At 50.2% G+C, this 19,835-nt stretch carries 13 protein-coding genes; 7 read left to right on the forward strand and 6 right to left on the reverse strand.

Annotated elements, in window-relative coordinates; translation table 11 throughout:
- Nucleotides 1–162 precede the first annotated feature (162 nt).
- The 6 genes from ACJJIR_RS07785 (at nucleotide 163) to ACJJIR_RS07810 (ending at nucleotide 7,272) form a co-directional block, all read left to right on the forward strand.
- Complete coding sequence (locus ACJJIR_RS07785) at nucleotides 163–1,284, forward strand: glycosyltransferase (protein WP_444907910.1); 1,122 nt, start codon at nucleotides 163–165, stop codon at nucleotides 1,282–1,284.
- Entirely contained in the window at nucleotides 1,277–2,353 is a 1,077-nt protein-coding gene (locus tag ACJJIR_RS07790; protein WP_444907911.1) for a glycosyltransferase family 4 protein, read from the forward strand. The genes ACJJIR_RS07785 and ACJJIR_RS07790 overlap by 8 nt, the downstream gene beginning before the upstream one ends.
- Nucleotides 2,354–3,400: 1,047 nt before the next feature.
- Nucleotides 3,401–4,270 (forward strand): glycosyltransferase family 2 protein, encoded by an 870-nt coding sequence (locus tag ACJJIR_RS07795; RefSeq protein WP_444907912.1) that lies wholly within the window; start codon nucleotides 3,401–3,403, stop codon nucleotides 4,268–4,270.
- Nucleotides 4,271–4,344: 74 nt separating this feature from the next.
- Nucleotides 4,345–5,460: a GDP-mannose 4,6-dehydratase gene (gene gmd / locus ACJJIR_RS07800; RefSeq protein WP_444907913.1), complete on the forward strand. Its 1,116-nt coding sequence runs from the start codon at nucleotides 4,345–4,347 to the stop codon at nucleotides 5,458–5,460.
- 3 nt (nucleotides 5,461–5,463) lie between these two features.
- Nucleotides 5,464–6,420: a GDP-L-fucose synthase family protein gene (locus ACJJIR_RS07805; RefSeq protein WP_444907914.1), complete on the forward strand. Its 957-nt coding sequence runs from the start codon at nucleotides 5,464–5,466 to the stop codon at nucleotides 6,418–6,420.
- An 81-nt stretch (nucleotides 6,421–6,501) separates the two neighbouring features.
- Entirely contained in the window at nucleotides 6,502–7,272 is a 771-nt protein-coding gene (locus tag ACJJIR_RS07810; protein WP_444907915.1) for a glycosyltransferase family 2 protein, read from the forward strand.
- Nucleotides 7,273–7,310: 38 nt separating this feature from the next.
- Here the strand turns inward: ACJJIR_RS07810 and ACJJIR_RS07815 are convergent, their stop codons facing one another.
- The 6 genes from ACJJIR_RS07815 to ACJJIR_RS07840 form a co-directional block, all read right to left on the reverse strand.
- A complete protein-coding gene (locus ACJJIR_RS07815; protein WP_444907916.1) occupies nucleotides 7,311–9,080 on the reverse strand; it encodes a BatD family protein in 1,770 nt (589 codons plus the stop codon).
- On the reverse strand, nucleotides 9,074–10,957 hold the full coding sequence (locus tag ACJJIR_RS07820) for a VWA domain-containing protein (RefSeq protein ID WP_444908410.1): 1,884 nt from the start codon (nucleotides 10,955–10,957) through the stop codon (nucleotides 9,074–9,076). Before ACJJIR_RS07820 ends, ACJJIR_RS07815 begins: the two co-directional genes overlap by 7 nt.
- Before the next feature lie 2 nt (nucleotides 10,958–10,959).
- A complete protein-coding gene (locus ACJJIR_RS07825; RefSeq protein ID WP_444907917.1) occupies nucleotides 10,960–12,000 on the reverse strand; it encodes a vWA domain-containing protein in 1,041 nt (346 codons plus the stop codon).
- Entirely contained in the window at nucleotides 11,993–12,538 is a 546-nt protein-coding gene (locus tag ACJJIR_RS07830; protein ID WP_444907918.1) for a DUF4381 domain-containing protein, read from the reverse strand. Before ACJJIR_RS07830 ends, ACJJIR_RS07825 begins: the two co-directional genes overlap by 8 nt.
- A 127-nt stretch (nucleotides 12,539–12,665) precedes the next feature.
- Nucleotides 12,666–13,643 (reverse strand): DUF58 domain-containing protein, encoded by a 978-nt coding sequence (locus tag ACJJIR_RS07835; protein WP_444907919.1) that lies wholly within the window; start codon nucleotides 13,641–13,643, stop codon nucleotides 12,666–12,668.
- A complete protein-coding gene (locus ACJJIR_RS07840; protein ID WP_282932305.1) occupies nucleotides 13,643–14,614 on the reverse strand; it encodes an AAA family ATPase in 972 nt (323 codons plus the stop codon). Before ACJJIR_RS07840 ends, ACJJIR_RS07835 begins: the two co-directional genes overlap by 1 nt.
- A 309-nt stretch (nucleotides 14,615–14,923) precedes the next feature.
- Here ACJJIR_RS07840 and ACJJIR_RS07845 point away from each other — a divergent pair, with 309 nt between their 5' ends.
- The gene (locus ACJJIR_RS07845) at nucleotides 14,924–19,819 is read left to right on the forward strand and encodes an NAD-glutamate dehydrogenase (RefSeq protein WP_444907920.1); all 4,896 of its coding nucleotides are present in this window, start codon (nucleotides 14,924–14,926) and stop codon (nucleotides 19,817–19,819) included.
- The last annotated feature ends 16 nt before the right edge of the window (nucleotides 19,820–19,835 follow it).

Below are 19,835 nucleotides of genomic sequence, written 5' to 3' on the forward strand. Positions count from 1 at the left end.
CGCTACTAGTTGTTAGTCTTTACCAAACAGCTAAATATACAAGATTTTTAGTTAAAACAGTACCCTGTTGTTGCTGACGTGCTACGGCTGGCCAGTCATCTAGATGCTGGGGCGTTAAGCAGCTCACACATATTTATTGGGCTAGACACGAGAGGTAATTCATTGGATAGCTCGGCCAAGGTCTTACAGTGCTACAGAACATTTTTTCCCGAAAGTCAAGGGGGAGTTGAGCAGGTTATATTTGAACTTGCTCGCAATACGGACGGCGAAGTGCTGACCCTGTCTAGGACTCCGATGTATGGCGGTGTTTTTTTGGGGGTTAAATATGAAGCTATGCGGCGCTGGTTTTCTATTGCTTCATGCTGCGTTGGGCTGGGCTTGTTGCCGAGACTTTTTCAAAAGACTCCGGACATTCTCCACTTCCATTTCCCTTGGCCATTTGGTGATGTAAGTTATTTGCTTGCTGGACGATCTCGACCCTTAGTTGTTACATATCACTCGGATATAATTCGCCAGCGCTTTCTTGGGGCGATTTACCGTCCTTTGATGAATTATTTTCTCCGCCGCGCAGATCGGATCGTAGCGACGTCTAGAGCATATGCGAATACAAGCAAGGTACTCTCAGCATACTCCGATAAGGTGGAAGTAATACCGCTTGGTATTTCTGAAAGCAACTATCCCTGTCCGGACAGTCAGACCATTGAGTCAGTTGAGTCAAGGTTTGGCAGGGACTTCATGCTTTTTGTTGGTGTGCTTCGTTATTATAAAGGCCTCGATTACCTAGTTAGGGCTGCTGTCGGTCAGCCATATCGTGTTGTGATAGCGGGTAGGGGTCCTGAGATGGATCGCCTCATGGCGCTAGCAAAACGTTTGGGAGCTAAAAATGTAGTTTTCGCTGGATTTGTCAGTGAAGCGGAGAAAATGGCCCTTTTTTCACTTTGTCGAGCAGTGGTCTTTCCGTCTCATCTTCGCTCTGAAGCATTCGGGGTGACTCTGCTAGAGGGGTTGATGAGTGGTAGACCTCTAATATCATGTGAGATAGGTACGGGAACAAGCTATGTGAACTCACATGGTGAGACAGGATATGTAGTGAAAGCCGCTGATGTAGATGAGTTAAAGAATGCCATGTGTAAGTTATGGTGTGAGCCCGGTGTTGCTTTTTCAATGGGGTTAGCGGGGAAACGCCGCTTTAAAAGGCTATTCACGGCAGAGAGGATGGCTACCTCTTATCAGCGGTTATATGAGGAGGTGTTGGAGGAGAGAGGGGTGGCTAGTGGTGGCTAGAATAGCTGTGGATGCTCGGCCTCTTGCGGCAGTAACAACTGGAATTGGTCGCTATACATATGCTTTGCTCGAGCGCATGTTTAAAAGTGATCATGAATGGTATCTTTATAGTCACGCACCACTGTTGAGAGATTTCTCGGGCTTAGACAATGTTACCGTACGGTGTGGCAATGTCCCGTGGGGAAGTATGAGCTCGCCGTTTGCGCAAGTTGTTTTTCCAATCTGGGCTCGACGTGATCGAGTTGAAGTTTTCTGGTCTCCCCGCCATCACCTACCAGTTTTTTTGCCAACAAATATTACGAAAGTAGTAACTATTCATGATCTTGTTTGGCGGAACTTTCCTCAGACCATGTCTCGACTTGGGTGGCTGCTTGAAAGTTTGCTGATGCCTCCTACATTGAGGTTAGCTGACTCAGTAATTGCTGTTTCTGAAAGTACGATGCTGGAGTTGGTAGAGTTTTTTGATCACTGCGAAGGTAAAGTTAGCGTGATACAGGAAGCTCCATTCCTAGGTGGGGGTGGTGTTCCTGTAGTTTTAGGGGACTATTTCTTATTTGTGGGTACGTTGGAACCGCGTAAAAATTTAAACCGCCTCCTTTATGCATTTAAAAGATATATCAACTTGGTTGATAATCCTCTTCCTCTTAAAGTTTGTGGCGGTAAAGGTTGGGGTGGGGTTGAGGTTGATGAGATAGTTTCAGAACTGGGGCTTGAGGGATATGTGGAGGTTCTTGGGTATGTTGAGGACTATAAGTTGGCAGAGCTTTATAGAAATGCCAGGGCCCTATTGATCCCCTCATTGTACGAGGGTTTTGGTCTCCCCATCGTTGAAGCTTTTAGTCAGGGAACGCCTGTACTCACCTCCAATCGTGGAGCGATGAAAGAGGTTGGTGGTGATGGGGCTTTCTTGATTGATCCTGAGGCGCCTGAGGCTATAGCTCAAGCTTTAAAAAGTCTTTCTGAAGATATCTCAATTGTTAGAGAATTGCAGAAGTGTGCACTTGTTAGGGCGGGGCAGTTTTCTTGGGGGCGGGCTGCTAAAGATACCCTCTCGATATTGGAAAGGTGATCTTTGCTTGACCGGTAGATTGATTTTGCTACCGTGTATTTTTTCGAGATTGCTTCTGCAAATCTTTTCTTGCGTAATGAGCAATCTCAAATTCTGTTTGATCATACTTTATTGTATTAGATAGTTACTAATGATTTGGTCAGCCATCTATGATGGGTAAATGGCCGAGAAGTGGTATTCTTTCTTCATGCAGGCTTCAAACATCTTTTTCGAATATATTAAGTATCCCAGTAGTTATCCATAATAATTCATGCCCTATCATCTGCTAAGGTCCTGGTTTTTGACGGAGTTGGCTGCCCATATGCCAATCATTACCGGGGTAGAATATATACTTAATACTCCCAAGTTATCTCCGGTGTTGAAGAGTTTTTACTAATGCCCCGGTGGTGACATCTAATGTGGAGCTGCAAGTGAAGTGGTTGGGGGCTATTTTGGTTGATCCTTTTCGGTTTAGGTCTGGTTGATAGCAATAATCAGTTGTATTTAAATATGGATTTGGCCAATAGCCTTCAGCAGGCTGCGGGTACAAGGGGGATAGAGTTCTCTTGAGTCAGGTGGCAAGTACTACTTTGAAGGTGTTGGAATCGGCTGTCCTAGCTGTTAGAAGGCTCTTCAGTCTCTCTTTTGAGGTTACAACTTTTCGAGTTGCGCTTGACTTAGTGTTTGCCCCTGAGATTTTTACTGGCGGCCTAAGCTCTTCGAAGTATGCTTTCAGTCCATTAAAGTTTGGTTATCTACTGCTCAGCGCTTGTTTTGTATTGGAATTTTCTGTTATTAGGTTGAGTAGTGCGCGTAGAAGTTGAGTTAAAATTTAACCGAAAGCATTTTTCTATCAGTATCTGCTGTATAAATTTAACCACTTAAGACCCGCCTTACTCTGAAAGCTATCATAGTTTTTACCAGTTCCTTTTATATCAATATGTTGAAAAGACTGCCGATCCTGCTTGGCAACTGTTGCTGAAGGTTGCTAATTCCAAGTGTTGTGCTAATCGTTTAGTCAGTGCGTGATGATTCAAATGTCTAACAATATCTGCAATTGGTGTTGCTATGCGGGTTAAATTTTCCGTGATTGTTCCGGTCTATCAGCAGTGGCACTTTATTGAGGAGTTGGTTTGTTGCTTGGAGTCTCAAGTCATTTCAAAAGACCTTTTTGAGCTTGTACTGATATCAAATGACGGGAATTCTCCGTCCTTTTTAGGGGGGGGGAGTTTTCAGATTAAGACAGGAAAGTGCAAAAAGCCTGGGTCTTATGCGGCAAGAAACAAAGGGGCAGAGTTAGCTGAAGGAGATTGGCTTATATTTACGGATGCTGATTGCCTGCCGGATTCAAAGTGGATAGCTGGAATTGATAGGGCGATCGGGTGTTGGGGAGGGAGTGTAAAGTTATTTGCCGGTGATGTGCGAAGTCAAAAGCAATATGGATTTTCCAATATCTATGAAGTCTATGACTTTATGAGAGGGATACCACAAGAAGTTTACGTATCTGCAGGAGTTGCGGCTACAGCGAATATGGTAGTTGATCGGTTTTTGTTTCTGAAGTTTGGCGGCTTTAGTGAGAATTTCTTTTCGAGTGGTGATTTTGAGTTTTGCAGAAGGTTGAGGGTGAAAGGGCACCAAGTCTTATTTCTGAAATCCGCTTTTGTCCATCATCGAGTTAGATGTTCCTGGCAATCTGTAGCGACAAAAGCAAGGCGGATAAAGGGAGGGCAGTTTTTCCTCTCTCAAGGGGTAGGGAGGATTAAGCTGATTCTATATACCCTTCTTCCGCCGGTAAGGGTGGTCGTATTTTTTTGGAGGAAAAGGGAAATTTATATTGGTTATAGATTGATGGCAACTTTCGTTCAGATAAGGTTGTGGGGGGTTGAAATACGGGAGATGGCTCGCTTGATGTTAGGGGCGAAACCTGAGCGACATTGATCTTTGTAAATGTTTGGGCGGTATTGATTGTGAAGAGGTGAGCTTGTATACCAATAATTCTAACAGGCTGAGACATGAAAAAAGCATTAATAACGGGTGTAACAGGCCAGGATGGTTCTTATTTAGCTGAATTTTTATTGGCGAAAGGGTACGAGGTTCATGGGGTTAAAAGAAGGTCCTCTTCATTTAATACGAGCCGCATAGATCACTTGTACCAAGGGCCGCAAGATGATAGTAGAAGGTTTTTTCTTCACTATGGAGACCTTACCGATACGAATAATTTGACCCGAATTCTTCAGGAGGTGCGGCCTGATGAAATCTATAATTTGGGTGCTCAGTCTCATGTTGCGGTCAGTTTTGAATGCCCTGAATATACTGCAAATGTGAACGGGCTTGGAACCCTCAGAATACTTGAGGGGATGCGTCTTCTGGGGTTGGATAAAACCAGGTTTTATCAAGCCTCAACATCGGAGCTTTATGGTGCTGCCAAAGTTTCCCCTCAGAATGAAAACACTCCTTTTTACCCTCGCTCTCCATACTCAATTGCAAAGTTGTTTGCTTATTGGACCGTGGTCAATTTCCGCGAGGCCTATGGCTTATATGCTTGCAATGGAATCTTATTTAATCACGAGTCATCACGGCGTGGTGAAACTTTTGTTACTCGAAAGATAAGCCGGGGTTTGGCAAATGTTGCCCAAGGTTTAGAGCGGTGCCTGTATTTGGGGGAGCTGAATGCACTGAGGGACTGGGGCCATGCTAGAGACTATGTTGAAATGCAATGGTTGATGTTGCAGCAAGAAAGTCCTAGGGATTTTATCATCTCTACAGGGCTGCAATACTCCGTTCGAGATTTTGTTCGTAATTGTGCTCAAGAGTTGGGGATAGAGGTAGAGTTTCATGGAGAGGGGCAGAAAGAGGTAGGTGTTGTTGCTTCAATTGTGGGAGAAGATGCTCCAGCAGTTAAGTGTGGAGATGTAATTGTTAAAGTGGACTCTCGTTATTTTCGCCCGACAGAAGTGGTGTCACTAGTAGGTGACGCCTCATTGGCTCGGCAAGAGCTGGGGTGGGCACCTAAAACAACCTTGAAAGATTTAGTTGGGGAGATGGTTAAGTATGATTTGAGGGAAGCGAAGCGGAATTTGTTGTTGGCTGGGAATGGTTATCGCACTGAGCCTATTTTTGAGGAGTAGGTAGTGAAATACTCCCAGAGAGTTTTTGTCGCAGGTCATCGGGGCATGGTTGGTTCGGCATTAATTCAGAGGCTGAAACCGGTAAAAAACTGTGAAGTCATTACCTGCCCTCGAGATTCGCTGGACTTGACAGATGCTGATGCTGTTTCTGATTTTTTTAATTCGGAGTCGATTGATACTGTTTATTTGGCTGCGGCAAAGGTGGGGGGCATATTGGCGAATAGCAAGCTCCCAGCTGATTTTATTTACCAGAATCTGATGATTCAGTGCAATGTAATCCATCAGGCTCACAAGGCCGATATCCAAAATTTGCTGTTTATTGGGTCGTCTTGTATTTATCCAAGGGATTCCCCCCAACCGATACGGGAGCAGGACCTGCTTGGGGGCAGGTTGGAGGCGACTAACGAGCCTTACGCTATTGCCAAGATTGCCGGAATTAAGTTATGCGAGTCGTACTCAAGGCAGTATGGACGTAACTATCGCAGTGTTATGCCGACAAACCTTTATGGTCCACATGACAACTTTGACTCTGCAAATTCACACGCTATCCCTGCATTAATACATCGTTTCCATAAGGCCAAAAATGAAGGGGTGCAGAATGTCAGGGTTTGGGGGAGTGGTGATGTTCGACGAGAATTTCTGTATGTAGAGGATATGGTTGATGCGTTGGTGTTTGTAATGGGTTTGGAAGATCGAGTATATCGATCCGTGACAGAGCCTATGTGCTCCCACCTAAATGTGGGTACTGGGGTGGATTGTACTGTTAAGGAGCTGGCTTATTTAATCGCCGAGATCATTGGGTTTGAGGGAAATATTACATTTGACAGGTCAATGCCTGATGGTGTGCCGCGGAAGTTGCTAGACACCTCAAAGCTATCGAAGTTGGGGTGGGCTTCCCAGACTTCCTTGGGGGTAGGGTTAAAGAAAACATACGACTGGTATAGAAGTATTTTATGTTGATCGAATGTCAGACATTGTAATTTGTACTAAAGTTCTCAGAAGAGGTTTTACTTTTCACGAAACGACAACTTGAGAATTTTTGTGATAAAAATAAGCCTGATAACGGTTTGTCTAAATAGTGCTGACACCATTCGCGACACAATACTATCCGTGTTGGCTCAAGATTATGCAAATATTGAGCATATAATTATTGATGGTGGCTCTACTGATGGCACGCTAGAGATAATATCTGAGTTTAAAGACCAAGTCGCGGCAGTTGTGTCTGAAAAAGACTCGGGTATTTATGATGCTATGAATAAAGGCATATGCATGGCGTCTGGCGATATAGTCGGCACTATTAACTCTGATGATGTCTATTCTGATAATCGTGTAATTTCAAATGTTGTTAATGAATTTTTGGTTTCGGGAGCCCAATCTGTCTATGCAGATCTGGAGATTGTGGCTCGCAACAACTTAAGCCAAAGAGTGCGTTTTTATGGCTCCAGTAAATTTAGGGTGTCTAAATTTCGCTGGGGCTGGATGCCACCCCATCCTACATTTTTTGTGCGGCGAGACTGTTACAAAAAGCTAGGTTTATATAAAACCAACTACCGTGTTGCGGCAGATTTTGAATTGCTAGCTCGTTTTCTTTATCGGGATAAAATCAGCTTCAGGCGCTTGCCAAAATGCATTGTGAAAATGCGTGAAGGGGGTGTTAGTTCCCAGGGCGTTTGGGGGCGGATTCATCAAAACCTGGAAATTGTTAGGGCTTGCAAAGAAAATCATATCTACACAAACTTTTTCCTGATTCTATTTAAAGTACCTCTTAAACTGCTCGAATACACAGGAATTGGCCTTACCCATAGGCGGTGAAGGCCAACCTTTCCCTGTTTGATTTGAAGTGGCTCCTGTTAAGAGAACAGTGAGGGCAGGGCGCTATCCGTTTCACTGGGTTCACTTTCAGGTTTCGCGTTCACTAGTAAGTCGACTATTGCTTTCACCTTATTGATGTCCAAAGGACTAGCCGGTGACTTGTAAATAGCGGCGTCCAGAACTGCTTGGAGCTGATCCAGCTCGGGGATGTTCAGTTGCCTCGCGGTCTCAGCCAAGCTCTTACCATTTACTTGCGGCCACTTTGCAGTAAGCCACTTTAAAGTGGCTTGCTGGATATGGATGGGGTTCTCACTCTCCAGAGCTTTTTTAAGGGCACGGGTTTCACGTTGTAAGTCGGGAGCCTGGGTGTGGTTGCTCGGTATTTGCTGGGCGGGTTTGCGCCTCTGAAAGAAAAAGTACAGGACCCACAGTAAGTGAGAGGCAATCGCGATAATAGCCAGGTTGCGCCAAAAATGGCTCACAGTACCGACTTGTTCGGTGGGTGTAGCTGACTGAGGTACTTTAGCACTGGTTTCATTGTCGCTGGTTACTGCAGCAGCAGTACCGGAAACTGAGAAGCGGAATGCCGGTAGTTGAGTGGTGCGTTGTCGTTGGCTTTTTGTATCCCACCAGGTCACAGTGACGGGAGGAAGCTCGTAGTCCCCGGGTTGTGTAGCCACAATCGCGGTTGTCTCAATACGGCTTCCGGTAACGCCGTTGGGCCCAACCTGGTCTTCTTGTTGCGGTTGATCGGGGTAAGTTTTAAGGCCATCCACGTTGAGTTTGGGAAGTGGGGGCAACTGTGCGGCCCTGAGCCCTTCGGCACGTACGGTAAGAATTCGGGTAATAGGTTCGCCTACGGCAAAGGTGTCCGGGTCCTGGCTCCAGCTTTGAACAATGCCGAGACTGGCAGCGGGCAGCCATTGGCTGCCAGAGTAGTCAGCGGGTTTTGGCAGCACTTCGATAGGCTTCTCTTGGGAGCGAAGTCGAAGCCTTTGGCTGTTGCGATTAAATAGGGAGAAGGGGTCCCTGCGCCCAGCGATGGCCACGTAGGTTAGTGCGGGGATGCTGAGCTTGCCTGAGCTATCAGGGAAAACGGCGTAGGTAACTTCGTAAACCGCATGGCTCACATCATTGAGCTTGCGCTCATATCGCTGCTCATCGACTTTTTCTGCATGAGCGCCGGCAACCTTGAGAGGTTCTGTTGCGATATCGTGTAAGCCGATAGTGGTGTACAGGCGAATTTTTACCAGCAGTTGCTCTTGGACATAGACCTTTTCCTTGTCGAGTGTTACTTCCAGAAAAGCCTGCTTTTCACCGCCGTTAGGTCCACTTTGCGCCTCGGTGACCGTGACGGGAACCGCATCGGAAACCTCTCCTTGATAGTTAAAAGAGGGGATAAACAGTTTGCCTTCCCGTTTGGGGGCTAGCGCCAGTACCCACTCGACAAAACTCTCTGCACGGCCATTGATAACGCGATACTGGTTGGACTGTTGGCGTGAGAGAATATCGAAATCCTGTTCCAACAAGTCAAAGTCCGGTTGTCCACCACTTTTGTCTCCTGAATAGCGCACACGTAAATTGACTGTCTCATCAATTCCAATCTTATCTCTATCGACCGTTGCGCTGAGATCGCTTGCTAAAACCGGTGTCGACAGACAAAGTGCTATTGCAATAAGTAGCAAAGCGAAGGCGTGGCTGAGTGGGAGGCTCCAAAGTTTTATTCGGTTGTTAATGATTGCGTCCATAGGCATTTTTGAAATCAGTGTCCTTGAATCCAGCGACATTGCTCTACTGTTCTTTACCATCTTTGTGTCGCCCCATTTTCCGGTGGCTCCCACTCTCCGCTGCGATAGGCACGGCGCCTTTGCAGGCTCTCGTATTTGAACTTCTCGCGCATCAGGCCGGCTGGATCATCGGGAATTTGACGGAGCCATTGGTCCAGGGCTTGTTGGGTTTCCTGGTCGAGTGGGCTTTCTTCAGCGCCAGTAGGTTGCGATTCCCCTTGCTGCGGCTGTTCTTCACCCTGTTGTTCGCCTTGCTGTTGTTGTTCGCTCTCCTGCTCTTCCTGGCCCTTTTCTTGGGAGCCCTGCTGCTCCTCACCTTGAGGCTGTTGCTCAGAGGACTCTGGTGAACCAGAGGGCTGTTGATTATTGCGCTGTTGTTGCTGCTCGCTGGACTGCTGTTCGTTGTTCTTAGCTTGCTGCTCTTGGTTTTGCTGTTGTTCCTGGCTCTGCTGCTGGCCCTGCTGGTTCTGTTCCTGCTCGCTTTGCTGTTGTTCACCGGACTGCTGTTGGGATTGCTGCTGTTTTTCTTGCAACTCTTTCAGCTTTTCAGCAATTTCCCGATTGTGCTCGGCATCGGCAAACTCGGGCTGCTTTTGCAGGGCTTCATCGTAAGCTTCGATAGCTTTATCGTAGTCCCCCTGTTGCACCAGGCTGTTGCCAAGATTGTACAAGCTCTGTGAATTATTACGTTGGGCGAAATTTTCCTGGGCCTCTGCGTAATTGCCTGCGCGATAGTTGGCAGTGCCTTTCCATTCGGGATTGTGAAATTCTTGCGCGGCCTCTGCCGGCTGTCCCTCTTCTAATAGGCGCTGGCCCTGCTGGTCTTTGCGTTGCCATAAATCCTGCCACTCAATAGCCTGGCTTTCACTTGAAATCCCAGTTAGCAACAGTAAGGGCAGGGCGCATGCCAGAGCTCCCCGACGGAAGAGTAGGGCTGCAAAAGGTAGTATTAAAAGGAGTAATAGCGGCCCTTCATCCCGCCATTGGTCGAACTCCCTTTCAGTGAGCTGCGCTTGTTGCGGGCTGTCAGTTTGAGGCAGTAAATAGTCGATATCGCTGTCATTTACCGTAATTTTGGCAAAACGCCCTCCGCTGGACTGGGCGAGCTGGCGAAGCTCAGCGGCATTGAAATTGGAGATGACGATGGCCCCTTTACTATCGGTCACAAATCCACCGGTATTTCCCCTAGGGATGGGGCTGCCCTCGCCGCTGCCCACGGCGAGTATGCTCATCTCGACTTTTGCGTTGGATAGAGCTTTGGCGACCTCATCGGCGGCCATTGAGTCTATGCCGTCGGTAACGGCAAGTAATTGCCCGCGCCCAGCAGCTCCGTCCTTTAACAGGCGAATCCCGGTATCGACGGCCATTTCGATATTGCTGCCGGGGACTGGCATGATTGAGGGCGATAACGCGGGTACCAGATTGGCGATTGTAGCCGTGTCCTCGGTAAGAGGGGTGACGACATGGGCTTCTCCAGCATAGGCGACGAGTGCGGTGAGGCCGTCTTTTCTCTGGCGCAAAATATCCAAAATTTTAAGGCGGGCGCGGGTTAGTCGATTGGGTGAGAGATCTGTCGCCATCATGGACGGTGACAAGTCTAGCAGTATGACCAGGGCATCCTGGTTGCTGTACACCGGGGTTGGCAGCTTGCGCCAGGCAGGGCCGGCCAGAGCGATAATCATCGCGACCAGCAGCGCAAATATTAATGCGAATAACCAGGGTCTTTTACTGCCACCGCGCAGTAGAAGGTGGGGCAGCAGATCTGGGTCTATGACCTTTTGCAGTTGAGCGCTGTTGAGCACCATCTTTGCTAACCCCCAACAGAGTAGTGCTGCGGGAATTAGCAGCCACAGAACCCCAGGGCGCAGGAAGTGGAAGGATTGGATTAGGTCGAGCATATTCACTGGGCTTGACCTCCATTGTTACGACTTACCTCTTCTCGTCTGGCAGGGAGCTGAAAATTGCTCGCCAGGGGAATCAGGGCCCAAATTCCAGCCAGCAGTAGGGCGATACTAAGGGGCCAGGTGAACAGGGACTTCATGGGGCGGTAACTTTCCGCTTCTTGTTCGACAGGTTCTAATTTATCCAGTTCGGCATAGATTTCTGCCAGCTCCTGCGGATTGAGGGCGCGGAAATAGCGGCCTCCGGTTTTGTCGGCAATTTCCTTGAGTGTCTTGCTGTCGAGATCTCGCGAAGGGTTAATTCTACGGCTGCCAAAACGGCTCCCCAGAAGGCCAGGTTGAACCATTTCGTCGGCACCTACACCGATGGTGTAAACCGTAATGCCCGCTTGTTGTGCCAGCTCGGCAGCTTTGAGCGGGGAGACTTCCCCCGCAGTGTTGGCGCCATCGGTGAGGAGTATCAGCACGCGTTGCTCTGCGGGGCGTTGGGTCAGGCGTTTGACCGATAACCCAATGGCATCGCCGATGGCAGTTCCCTGTCCAGCAAAGCCGATCTGGGCCTCTTTTAGTAGAGTTTCTACCGTCTCTCTGTCGTAGGTAAGTGGGGCTTGCAGGTAGGCGCGAGTACCAAACAGTACCAGCCCCAAACGGTCACCTTTGCGCCGTTCAACAAAGTCACCAACCACTTGTTTTACTGCATTGATACGCATCGCCGGTCGGCCATTAATTACCATATCGGGCGTTTCCATGCTGCCTGAAATATCTACGGCAATAAGGAGATCCCTTGCGCTGCTGGGTTGAGATATCGGCTCCCCATACCACCGGGGGCGGGCTGCGGCGCTAATTAAAAGCAGCCAGATCAGAATCAGCAAAAACAGATTGAGCAGATTGCTTTGTTCGCCGCCGCCGCGTTGGGATAGCTCCGAATAAAATGGTACCTTCAGGGCGCTGCTCATGGGTTTGGAGCGGGGTAGCAGCCAGCGGGCGAGTAGCGGGAATGGGGCTAAAAAGAAAACCCATGGCCAGGCGAATTCAAACATGCGCGGCCTCCCCGCCCTGGTGTTGTGGGCTGTTTTTTGTGGGTTGTCCGTGCTGCTTCACCCATAAAATGGCATATTCCTGTAGCACTCGGTTTTTGTCTGGGTCACAGCTGCCGCGATAGAGGTTTTCGACGAGTGCTTGTTGCGCATCAGAGGGGCACTCGAGTGGGGCTGACTTTTTCAGGAATTCGACCCATGCTGTGCCGATAAGATTGCCGCACTCTGTACGGCTATAGGTTGTAACTGCCACTCGCTTAAGTATTTCATTAATTTCTGGTACTGCATCCGCCTCCTCAGTATTTACTGCGGCGAGCAGTGAAGCTGCTTCGACACGATAGCGATTGCGTTCAACTTTTTTGCGCCGCTGCCGCCACCATAGGACAGCGGCGGCCACACAGACAAGAATTAATACGGCCAACATCCACCAGCCTGGAGCGGGTGGCCACCAATTAACCGCATTGGGCTCTTGTATATCGCGGAGTTGCGATAACAATTCCTGGGCCTCGGGCGAAGGCGCTTGCGGTGTTGGGGATTGCATTTGTTTTGCCAGAAGACTTCCTTTTATCACGACTGGCCCTCAATTAAATTGCCAGTGCGTTTTGCCTTCGCTCCTTGGTTCGCCAAAACATTGGCGACTAGCTTTTTCTGCACTTTCAAACTCATTACTACTTGGGCCTTCTCGTATTTTGCCAGCCATTATTTCTTTGCCGCGAGCCGTAGACGGACATCAGTGCTGGAATAAGCGGTTGGGTGTTATCAAAGTCCAGCAACGGCAGCCGATAACGTCGGCACAGTTGTTCAACCTCGGCGCGGGCTCGGGCTTGCTTTTCGGCAAAATGTTCGTGAACCGGCCGATTGCCGGCATGAAGGAATGTGCGCTGGCGACCGTCAGATATAGTGAGGGATTGGCCGGGCAGATGTTGCTCCAGCGGGTCCGATACCCTCAGCACCTGCAGGTCGGCATGACGGGATAAAAGGTAGAGTGGCTGCGAGCAGCTCTCGTCGAGATCATGGCAATCACTGATTAAAAAGAGCGCACTTCCAGGGCGTGCGATTCTTCGCGCTTCCTCCAGCAATGTTTTTAGTGTTTGGCTGCCCTGTTCGGGGACGGGGCTGCTCAGTTCCGCAGCGCGGGCAACCGTACTGTGAATCATCGAAAGTACGGCGTGGTGGCTGCGGCGCGGGCGCACTGTGTCTATTTCCCGGTCGGAGAAAAGTAGCGCCCCGATCCGATCGCTGTGCTGTAAACCAGCCCAACCCAGCGCCGCAGCGATGCCGCTTGCCGTCACCGATTTAAATGCTCTTTGGCTGCCAAAAAACATCGGCGAGCGCAAATCCAACAGGATAACTACCGGGCGTTCGCGCTCCTCTTGGTAAAGTTTGGTGTGGGTTTGGCCGGTTCGAGCTGTTACGCGCCAGTCAATGGAGCGTACATCATCGCCGGCCTGGTAGTTCCGCACTTCCTCAAAATTCATGCCGCGGCCGCGGTAGCGAGTGAGCAGGCTGCCGGCCTGATCACTGCGGGCCAGGCGCGGTTTGAATAATTGCAACTGCCGTGCGGCGTAGCGCATTTGTACCAACGGCGTTACTTCGGGATAAGCCCCGCGCAGTTCGAGCTCAGTTGGGGATGCTTCAGCGGACATCAGATCGCAGGCACCTGTTGAAGTAATCGCTCAATTACCTGGTCGGTAGTAATTCCCGCCGCTTCCGCCTCAAAACTCAACAGGAGTCGGTGGCGTAAAATATCGGGAGCGACATTCATCACATCATCTGGGGTGACATAATCGCGCCCGGCGAGCCAAGCGTGAGCGCGCGCGCAGCGATCCAATGCAATTGTTGCTCTCGGACTTGCACCAAAATCTAGCCATGACGCCAGCTCGCTGTCATACTTCGCCGGCTCGCGAGTAGCAATGACAAGTTGGACAGTATAGGTTTCCACGGCCTCAACCATCTGCATTTCCAGAATTTGGTTGCGCGCCTGAAGAATGGTTTCTTGGCTGATAATTTCAGTGGGGCGATTTTCGCCAAGGCTAGCCTCGGATCTGGCCAGGCGCAGGATTTTTGCTTCCGCCTCCGCATTGGGATAGGCAAGATTTACCTGCATTAGGAATCTATCTAATTGTGCCTCTGGCAGAGGATAAGTCCCTTCCTGCTCAATAGGGTTTTGGGTAGCCATTACCAAAAATAACTGGGGAAGGGGATAAGTTTTTCGGCCGACACTGATCTGCCGTTCTGCCATAGCTTCGAGCAGCGCCGACTGAACTTTGGCTGGCGCGCGGTTAATCTCATCGGCCAGTATCAGGTTGTGAAACACTGGACCTGGTTGAAAATGGAACTCTCCGGTTTCCGGCCGGTAAATGTCGGTGCCGGTAATATCCGCCGGAAGCAGATCTGGCGTAAATTGAACGCGATGGAAGTCACCCTCAATAGCTTCGCCCAGTGTTTTAATGGCCTTGGTTTTGGCCAGGCCTGGCGCTCCCTCCACCAAAAGGTGGCCATCGGCCAGCATGGCGATCAGCAATCGGTTAACCAATCTCTCTTGACCGATAATCTGCTCTTCCAACCAATCGCCCAAAGCGGCGATATGATCCCTAATAGTCTGGTTTGCTTCCATAGTATCTCTTCTTCTGAGAATTTAGCCGCCGCACGGACCTGGCTGGCTTTCTACCATCTATATATAGTCGCCGCCGAGAAGGTGGCGACTGATGATTTTAGCGGCACCAAATGAAGAGGCAACTCTTGAGACGTAGGCCTCTGCCGAGCCGACTAGATTCTGAGGTGGAATGGACTTCTCCTCACTGTCTGACTGAAAGTGTAATTTTTAGGACTCGACCCTGCAGCTGCGTATGGGCTGAGATGATGACCTTTTCGGATCTACAGTGTTTGGATTCGATGTGACAAAAATGAGATTGGGAGGTTCCCCGTGAATATGGCGACGGTTATTACCGACAGCCGTGAAGAATTAGTTGCGCAGATTTGCGAGCTGATTCGTGACAAGCTGACCAGCGAAGCCGAACCCGTTGTGGCTTTTGCCCAGCAGTTCCTCAATCAGTACCCATTAGAGGATCTGGCCGGTCGTCGTCTTGTTGACGTCTATGGCTGCATATACACCTGGTGGAACTTTATTCAACAACGCCCGGGCGGCCTACCCAAGGTGAAGGTTTTTAACCCCCGCCTCGAAGACGATGGTTGGGAGTGCTCGCATACGGTCATTGGTGTGCTGCAGCGGGATATGCCATTCCTGGTGGACTCCATTCGCATGGAGATCAATCGCCGAAATACAGTGACTCATTCGATAAAGAGTACGGTAGTTCGAGTCGAGCGCGATGCCAAGGGGAAACTGACTCGCCTGTTGCCGCCAGAGGAAGAGTTACTGGGTGAAAAGCCGCAGGCAAAAGGGAAGCGCATTACTAACGAAGCGATGATTTATGTCGAGATTAATCACGACACTTCATCTGAGTTCGCTTCAGGCATGATGACTGGCTTAAAAGACGTACTCGGCGATGTGGAGCTGGTAGTGGACGACTATGTCCCGATGCTGGAAACCTGCAGCGCAATGGAGGGACAGTTACAGGCGGGACTTCCAGACGAAGACACCAACCTATTGGAAGCCAGTGCATTTTTGCAGTGGATGCGCGACGGTAACTTCACCTTCCTGGGGTATCGCGAATACGAGTTCAGTGTTGTCGGGGATAAAAAAATCCTCAATGAAGTTGAAGACCGCAGGCTCGGTATTTTCAAAAAGCTGGAAGAAGCCGCGCCGATGCTGGAAACCTCTTTTAGTGAGGGCAAGCAGCGTTTCTACCAAGGGCCCAATTACCTGACATTTGCCAAGTCCTCCGTTAAGTCCCGGGTGCACCGCACGGCCTATTCGGACTACGTGATGATTAAGCGCTACAACACCGAGGGCGAGGTGATTGGTGAAGCGGCGTTTATGGGGCTTTATACCTCGCCGGTTTACACCGAGAGCCCGGCGAAAATTCCGATTATTCGCCGCAAGATGGCCTCGATCATAGAGTCTAGCGGTCTCTCCGGGCAGGGGCACGATGGCAAAGCCCTGCGCCGGATTCTCGATACCTTCCCAAGGGATGAACTTTTCCAGGGCAGCACCAAAGAGCTGTTTGACGTGGTAATTGGTGTGCTGCAGTTAAATGAGCGGGCTCACCTTCGTCTGTTTATGCGTCGCGACCCCTTTGGTAAATTCGTTACTGCCACGGTATACGTTCCCCGTGAGCTGTTTAACAGTGATGTGCGCGAGGTGATTTGCGCGCATATTGCCAAAGCGATTAATGCGAAGGACTCGGACTTCACCACTTTCTTCTCCGAATCCATTCTTGCGCGGGTTCATTTTGTTTTCCGCGTGTCCCCCGATGAGCCTGTTGATTTTGATGTCGCGCTGCTGGAGGCGCAAATTGTGGATATTACCCGCTCCTGGGAAGATGTTTTCCAAAGATCACTAATTGAAAATAGCGGGGAAGAAGAGGGCAGCCGTCTCTATCGTACTTTTGGCCGCGCCTTCCCGGCGGGGTACCGTGAAGACTTTGAGCCTCGTATTGCGGTGCAGGATGTAGCAGCCGTTCAGAGTCTCAGTGAAGATAACCGGGTAGCAATGAGTTTCTACCAGCCGGTGGGGGCCGCCCAGGGCAGCCTGCGGTTCAAGGTATTCAACTGGGGCAGCGGCCTGACGCTCTCCGACGTGATTCCCGTGCTGGAAAATCTGGGCTTGCGGGTTATTGGTGAATTCCCCTATACGATTCGCCCCCGTGGCTATACCGATGTGTGGATGCACGAATTCCATCTGGAATTTGGTCTGCCCACCAAAATTGATGCGCAAGCATCCCGTGGCCTGTTCCAGGATGCGTTCGCGGCGATCTGGAATCACACGGCGGAAAGCGATGCCTTCAATCGCCTAGTGCTGGCCGCCCGCCTTAACTGGCGCGAAGTATCCATGCTTCGTGCCTACGCCCGTTACCTGAAGCAAACCAAGTCCGGTGCCAGCCAGAGCTATATTGCCGCTACCCTGGCCAGCCACGTGGATATCACCCGCAACCTGGTAGCCTTGTTTAGGGCGATGTTCGATCCCCGTTTAAGCACTGGTAAGCAGGAGCAGCCCCGTGTCGAGCGCTTGATCGCTAAAATTCACGATGGTTTGGATACGGTTGATAACCTGAATGAAGATTTGGTTCTGCGCCGTTATTTGGAATTAATCCTGGCGACCCTGCGCACTAACTTCTTCCAGGTGGATGATGAAGGGCAGCCCAAGGATTATATTTCGATCAAATTCAGTCCCCGGGATATTCCCGGCATTCCCGAACCCCGCCCGGAGTTTGAGATTTTTGTTTACTCCCCTCGCGTGGAAGGTGTGCACTTGCGCGGCAGTAAAGTCGCTCGTGGAGGCCTGCGTTGGTCTGACCGACTGGAAGATTTCCGCACAGAAGTTCTGGGCCTGGTAAAAGCCCAAGCGGTGAAAAATGCAGTTATTGTACCCAGTGGTGCAAAAGGTGGATTTGTCGTTCGACGTCCGCCTACCGATGGCAGCCGCGAAACCATGATGGAAGAGGGAGTCTCCTGCTACAAAACCTTTATTCGTGGCCTTTTGGATATCACTGACAATCTAAAAGATGGCGAAGTTGTACCGCCCAAATATGTTGTTCGTCGGGATGAGGATGACCCCTACCTGGTAGTAGCTGCGGATAAAGGGACGGCAACTTTCTCAGATATTGCCAACGGCATTGCCGGGGAGTATGGCTTCTGGATGGGCGACGCTTTCGCCTCCGGTGGCAGCCAGGGATACGACCATAAGAAAATGGGCATTACAGCCCGTGGAGCCTGGGTATCGGTGCAGCGCCACTTCCGTGAGATGGGGGTGGATGTCCAGAAAGAAAACTTCTCTGTTGTCGGTATTGGCGATATGGGCGGAGATGTTTTTGGTAACGGCATGCTGTTGTCTGAGCATATCTGCCTGAAAGCAGCCTTTAACCACCTGCATATTTTTGTGGACCCCAATCCGGATGCAGAATCCAGCTTTAAAGAGCGTCAGCGTTTGTTCGACTTGCCCCGGTCGAGCTGGAGGGATTACGAGCGTAAATTAATTTCCAAAGGTGGCGGTATCTTCGAGCGTCGCGCCAAGGCCATTGCTATAACGCCTGAAATGAAAGAAGCGTTTGATATCAAACAGGATCAACTGAACCCCAACGAGCTGATTAGTGCCTTGCTCAGAGCGCCGGTGGATCTGATCTGGAATGGCGGTATTGGCACTTATGTTAAGGCTACTGCCGAGACGGACTCCGAAGTTGGTGACAAGTCCAATGATCACTTGCGCGTTGATGGTAGGGAGTTGCGTGCCAAAGTCTTTGGCGAGGGCGGCAACCTGGGTATGACCCAGCGTGGGCGTATTGAGTTTGCTCTCAATGGCGGGCGTTGTAACACCGACTTTATCGATAATGCGGCCGGTGTGGATTGTTCTGACCACGAGGTAAATATCAAGATCCTTCTGGATAAAGTTGTTGCCCAGGGTGATTTGACTGAAAAGCAGCGCAATGAGCTGCTGGATGGGATGACCGATGCTGTCGGTGAATTGGTGCTGCACAATAACTATGAGCAGACTTTTGCCCTCAGTGTGGCGGAATATCAGGTTGCCAAGCGCCTGGATGAGTACCGCAGAACCATCAACACTTTGGAAGACGACGGCCGATTGAACCGCGCGTTGGAGTTTATTCCTGATAACGAGCAGATTTCTGAACGCGAGCACAAAGGGCAGTCCCTGACCCGCCCTGAATTATCGGTTCTAATCTCATACGTGAAGGTCAAGTTGAAAGAAGAGCTGCAAAATGCACAAATCACCGACAATGAGCGGGTGCGTTTTGCGGTTGAGTCTGCATTCCCGGAAAAATTGGTCGAGCGTTATCGCGACCAAGTCTATGACCATCCGCTGTTGCGCCAGATTGTGGCTACCCAGGTCGCCAATGAGATGGTTAACAGTATGGGTATCACCTTCTACAACCGTATCGGTACAGCCACTGGCGCCGATGTGAACGATGTAACTGCCGCTTATGTCAGCGCTCGTGATGTGTACGAGATGCACGACTTCCAGGAGCAGCTGGCTGCGCTGGACTACAAGGTGCCAGCGGAGCTGCAAACAGAACTGCTGAACTCGATGATAGGCCGTGTGCGCCGGGCAACCCGGTGGTTCCTGCGCAATCGCCGCAATGAGTTGGAGCCAGCTACCAACTGCGAGCTGTTCCAGGAGCCGGTACAGCGGGTTATTACAGCGTTGCCGCAGGTCTTAAGTGGCGAGCCCCTTAACGAATGGGAGCAGCGCTACCAGAAACTCCTGGAAGCAGGGGTACCAGAGGCCCTGTCCCTGCTGTCGGCGTCGCCCACCTACCTCTACTCGGCACTGGGTATTTCTGAGTCGGCGCGAGCTAGCGATACGCCCGTAGAGGAAGTTGCCACGGTTTACTTCAGGTTGTCGGATGAGTTGAACCTGCACTGGTTTGGCAATCTGATCGTCGACTTGCCGGTAGACAGCTTCTGGCAGGCGCAGGCCCGGGAGACCAGTATGGATGACCTGGACAGCCAGTTGTCGACACTGGCGGTGAACATTCTCCGCTTGGGCAAGGCTGAAAATCTTGATGTAGAGGGTGCAATGTCCCGCTGGAGCGCTATCATGGCGCCCGCAATTCAACGCTGGCACAATATGATTGCCGAGTTGAAGTCTACTTCTGTCGGTGACTTTGCGATGTTCACTGTGGCTTTGCGCGAGCTAATGTATCTCGCCCACGCCACTGCGGACCGGGAAACTCTGGCAGAACAGTAGCGGAATAGAGCCCAGG

The organism is Microbulbifer maximicatervae (SeqCode) (assembly GCF_052467385.1).

Excerpts from the sequence above, each read along its gene's own strand:
- ACJJIR_RS07795 (WP_444907912.1), top strand. The coding sequence starts at position 3,401 with ATGCGGGTTAAATTTTCCGTGATTGTTCCGGTCTATCAGCAGTGGCAC.
- gmd (WP_444907913.1), top strand. The coding sequence starts at position 4,345 with ATGAAAAAAGCATTAATAACGGGTGTAACAGGCCAGGATGGTTCTTAT.
- ACJJIR_RS07815 (WP_444907916.1), bottom strand. The coding sequence starts at position 9,080 with ATGGTAAAGAACAGTAGAGCAATGTCGCTGGATTCAAGGACACTGATT.
- ACJJIR_RS07820 (WP_444908410.1), bottom strand. The coding sequence starts at position 10,957 with ATGCTCGACCTAATCCAATCCTTCCACTTCCTGCGCCCTGGGGTTCTG.
- ACJJIR_RS07825 (WP_444907917.1), bottom strand. The coding sequence starts at position 12,000 with ATGTTTGAATTCGCCTGGCCATGGGTTTTCTTTTTAGCCCCATTCCCG.
- ACJJIR_RS07830 (WP_444907918.1), bottom strand. The coding sequence starts at position 12,538 with ATGCAATCCCCAACACCGCAAGCGCCTTCGCCCGAGGCCCAGGAATTG.
- ACJJIR_RS07835 (WP_444907919.1), bottom strand. The coding sequence starts at position 13,643 with ATGTCCGCTGAAGCATCCCCAACTGAGCTCGAACTGCGCGGGGCTTAT.
- ACJJIR_RS07840 (WP_282932305.1), bottom strand. The coding sequence starts at position 14,614 with ATGGAAGCAAACCAGACTATTAGGGATCATATCGCCGCTTTGGGCGAT.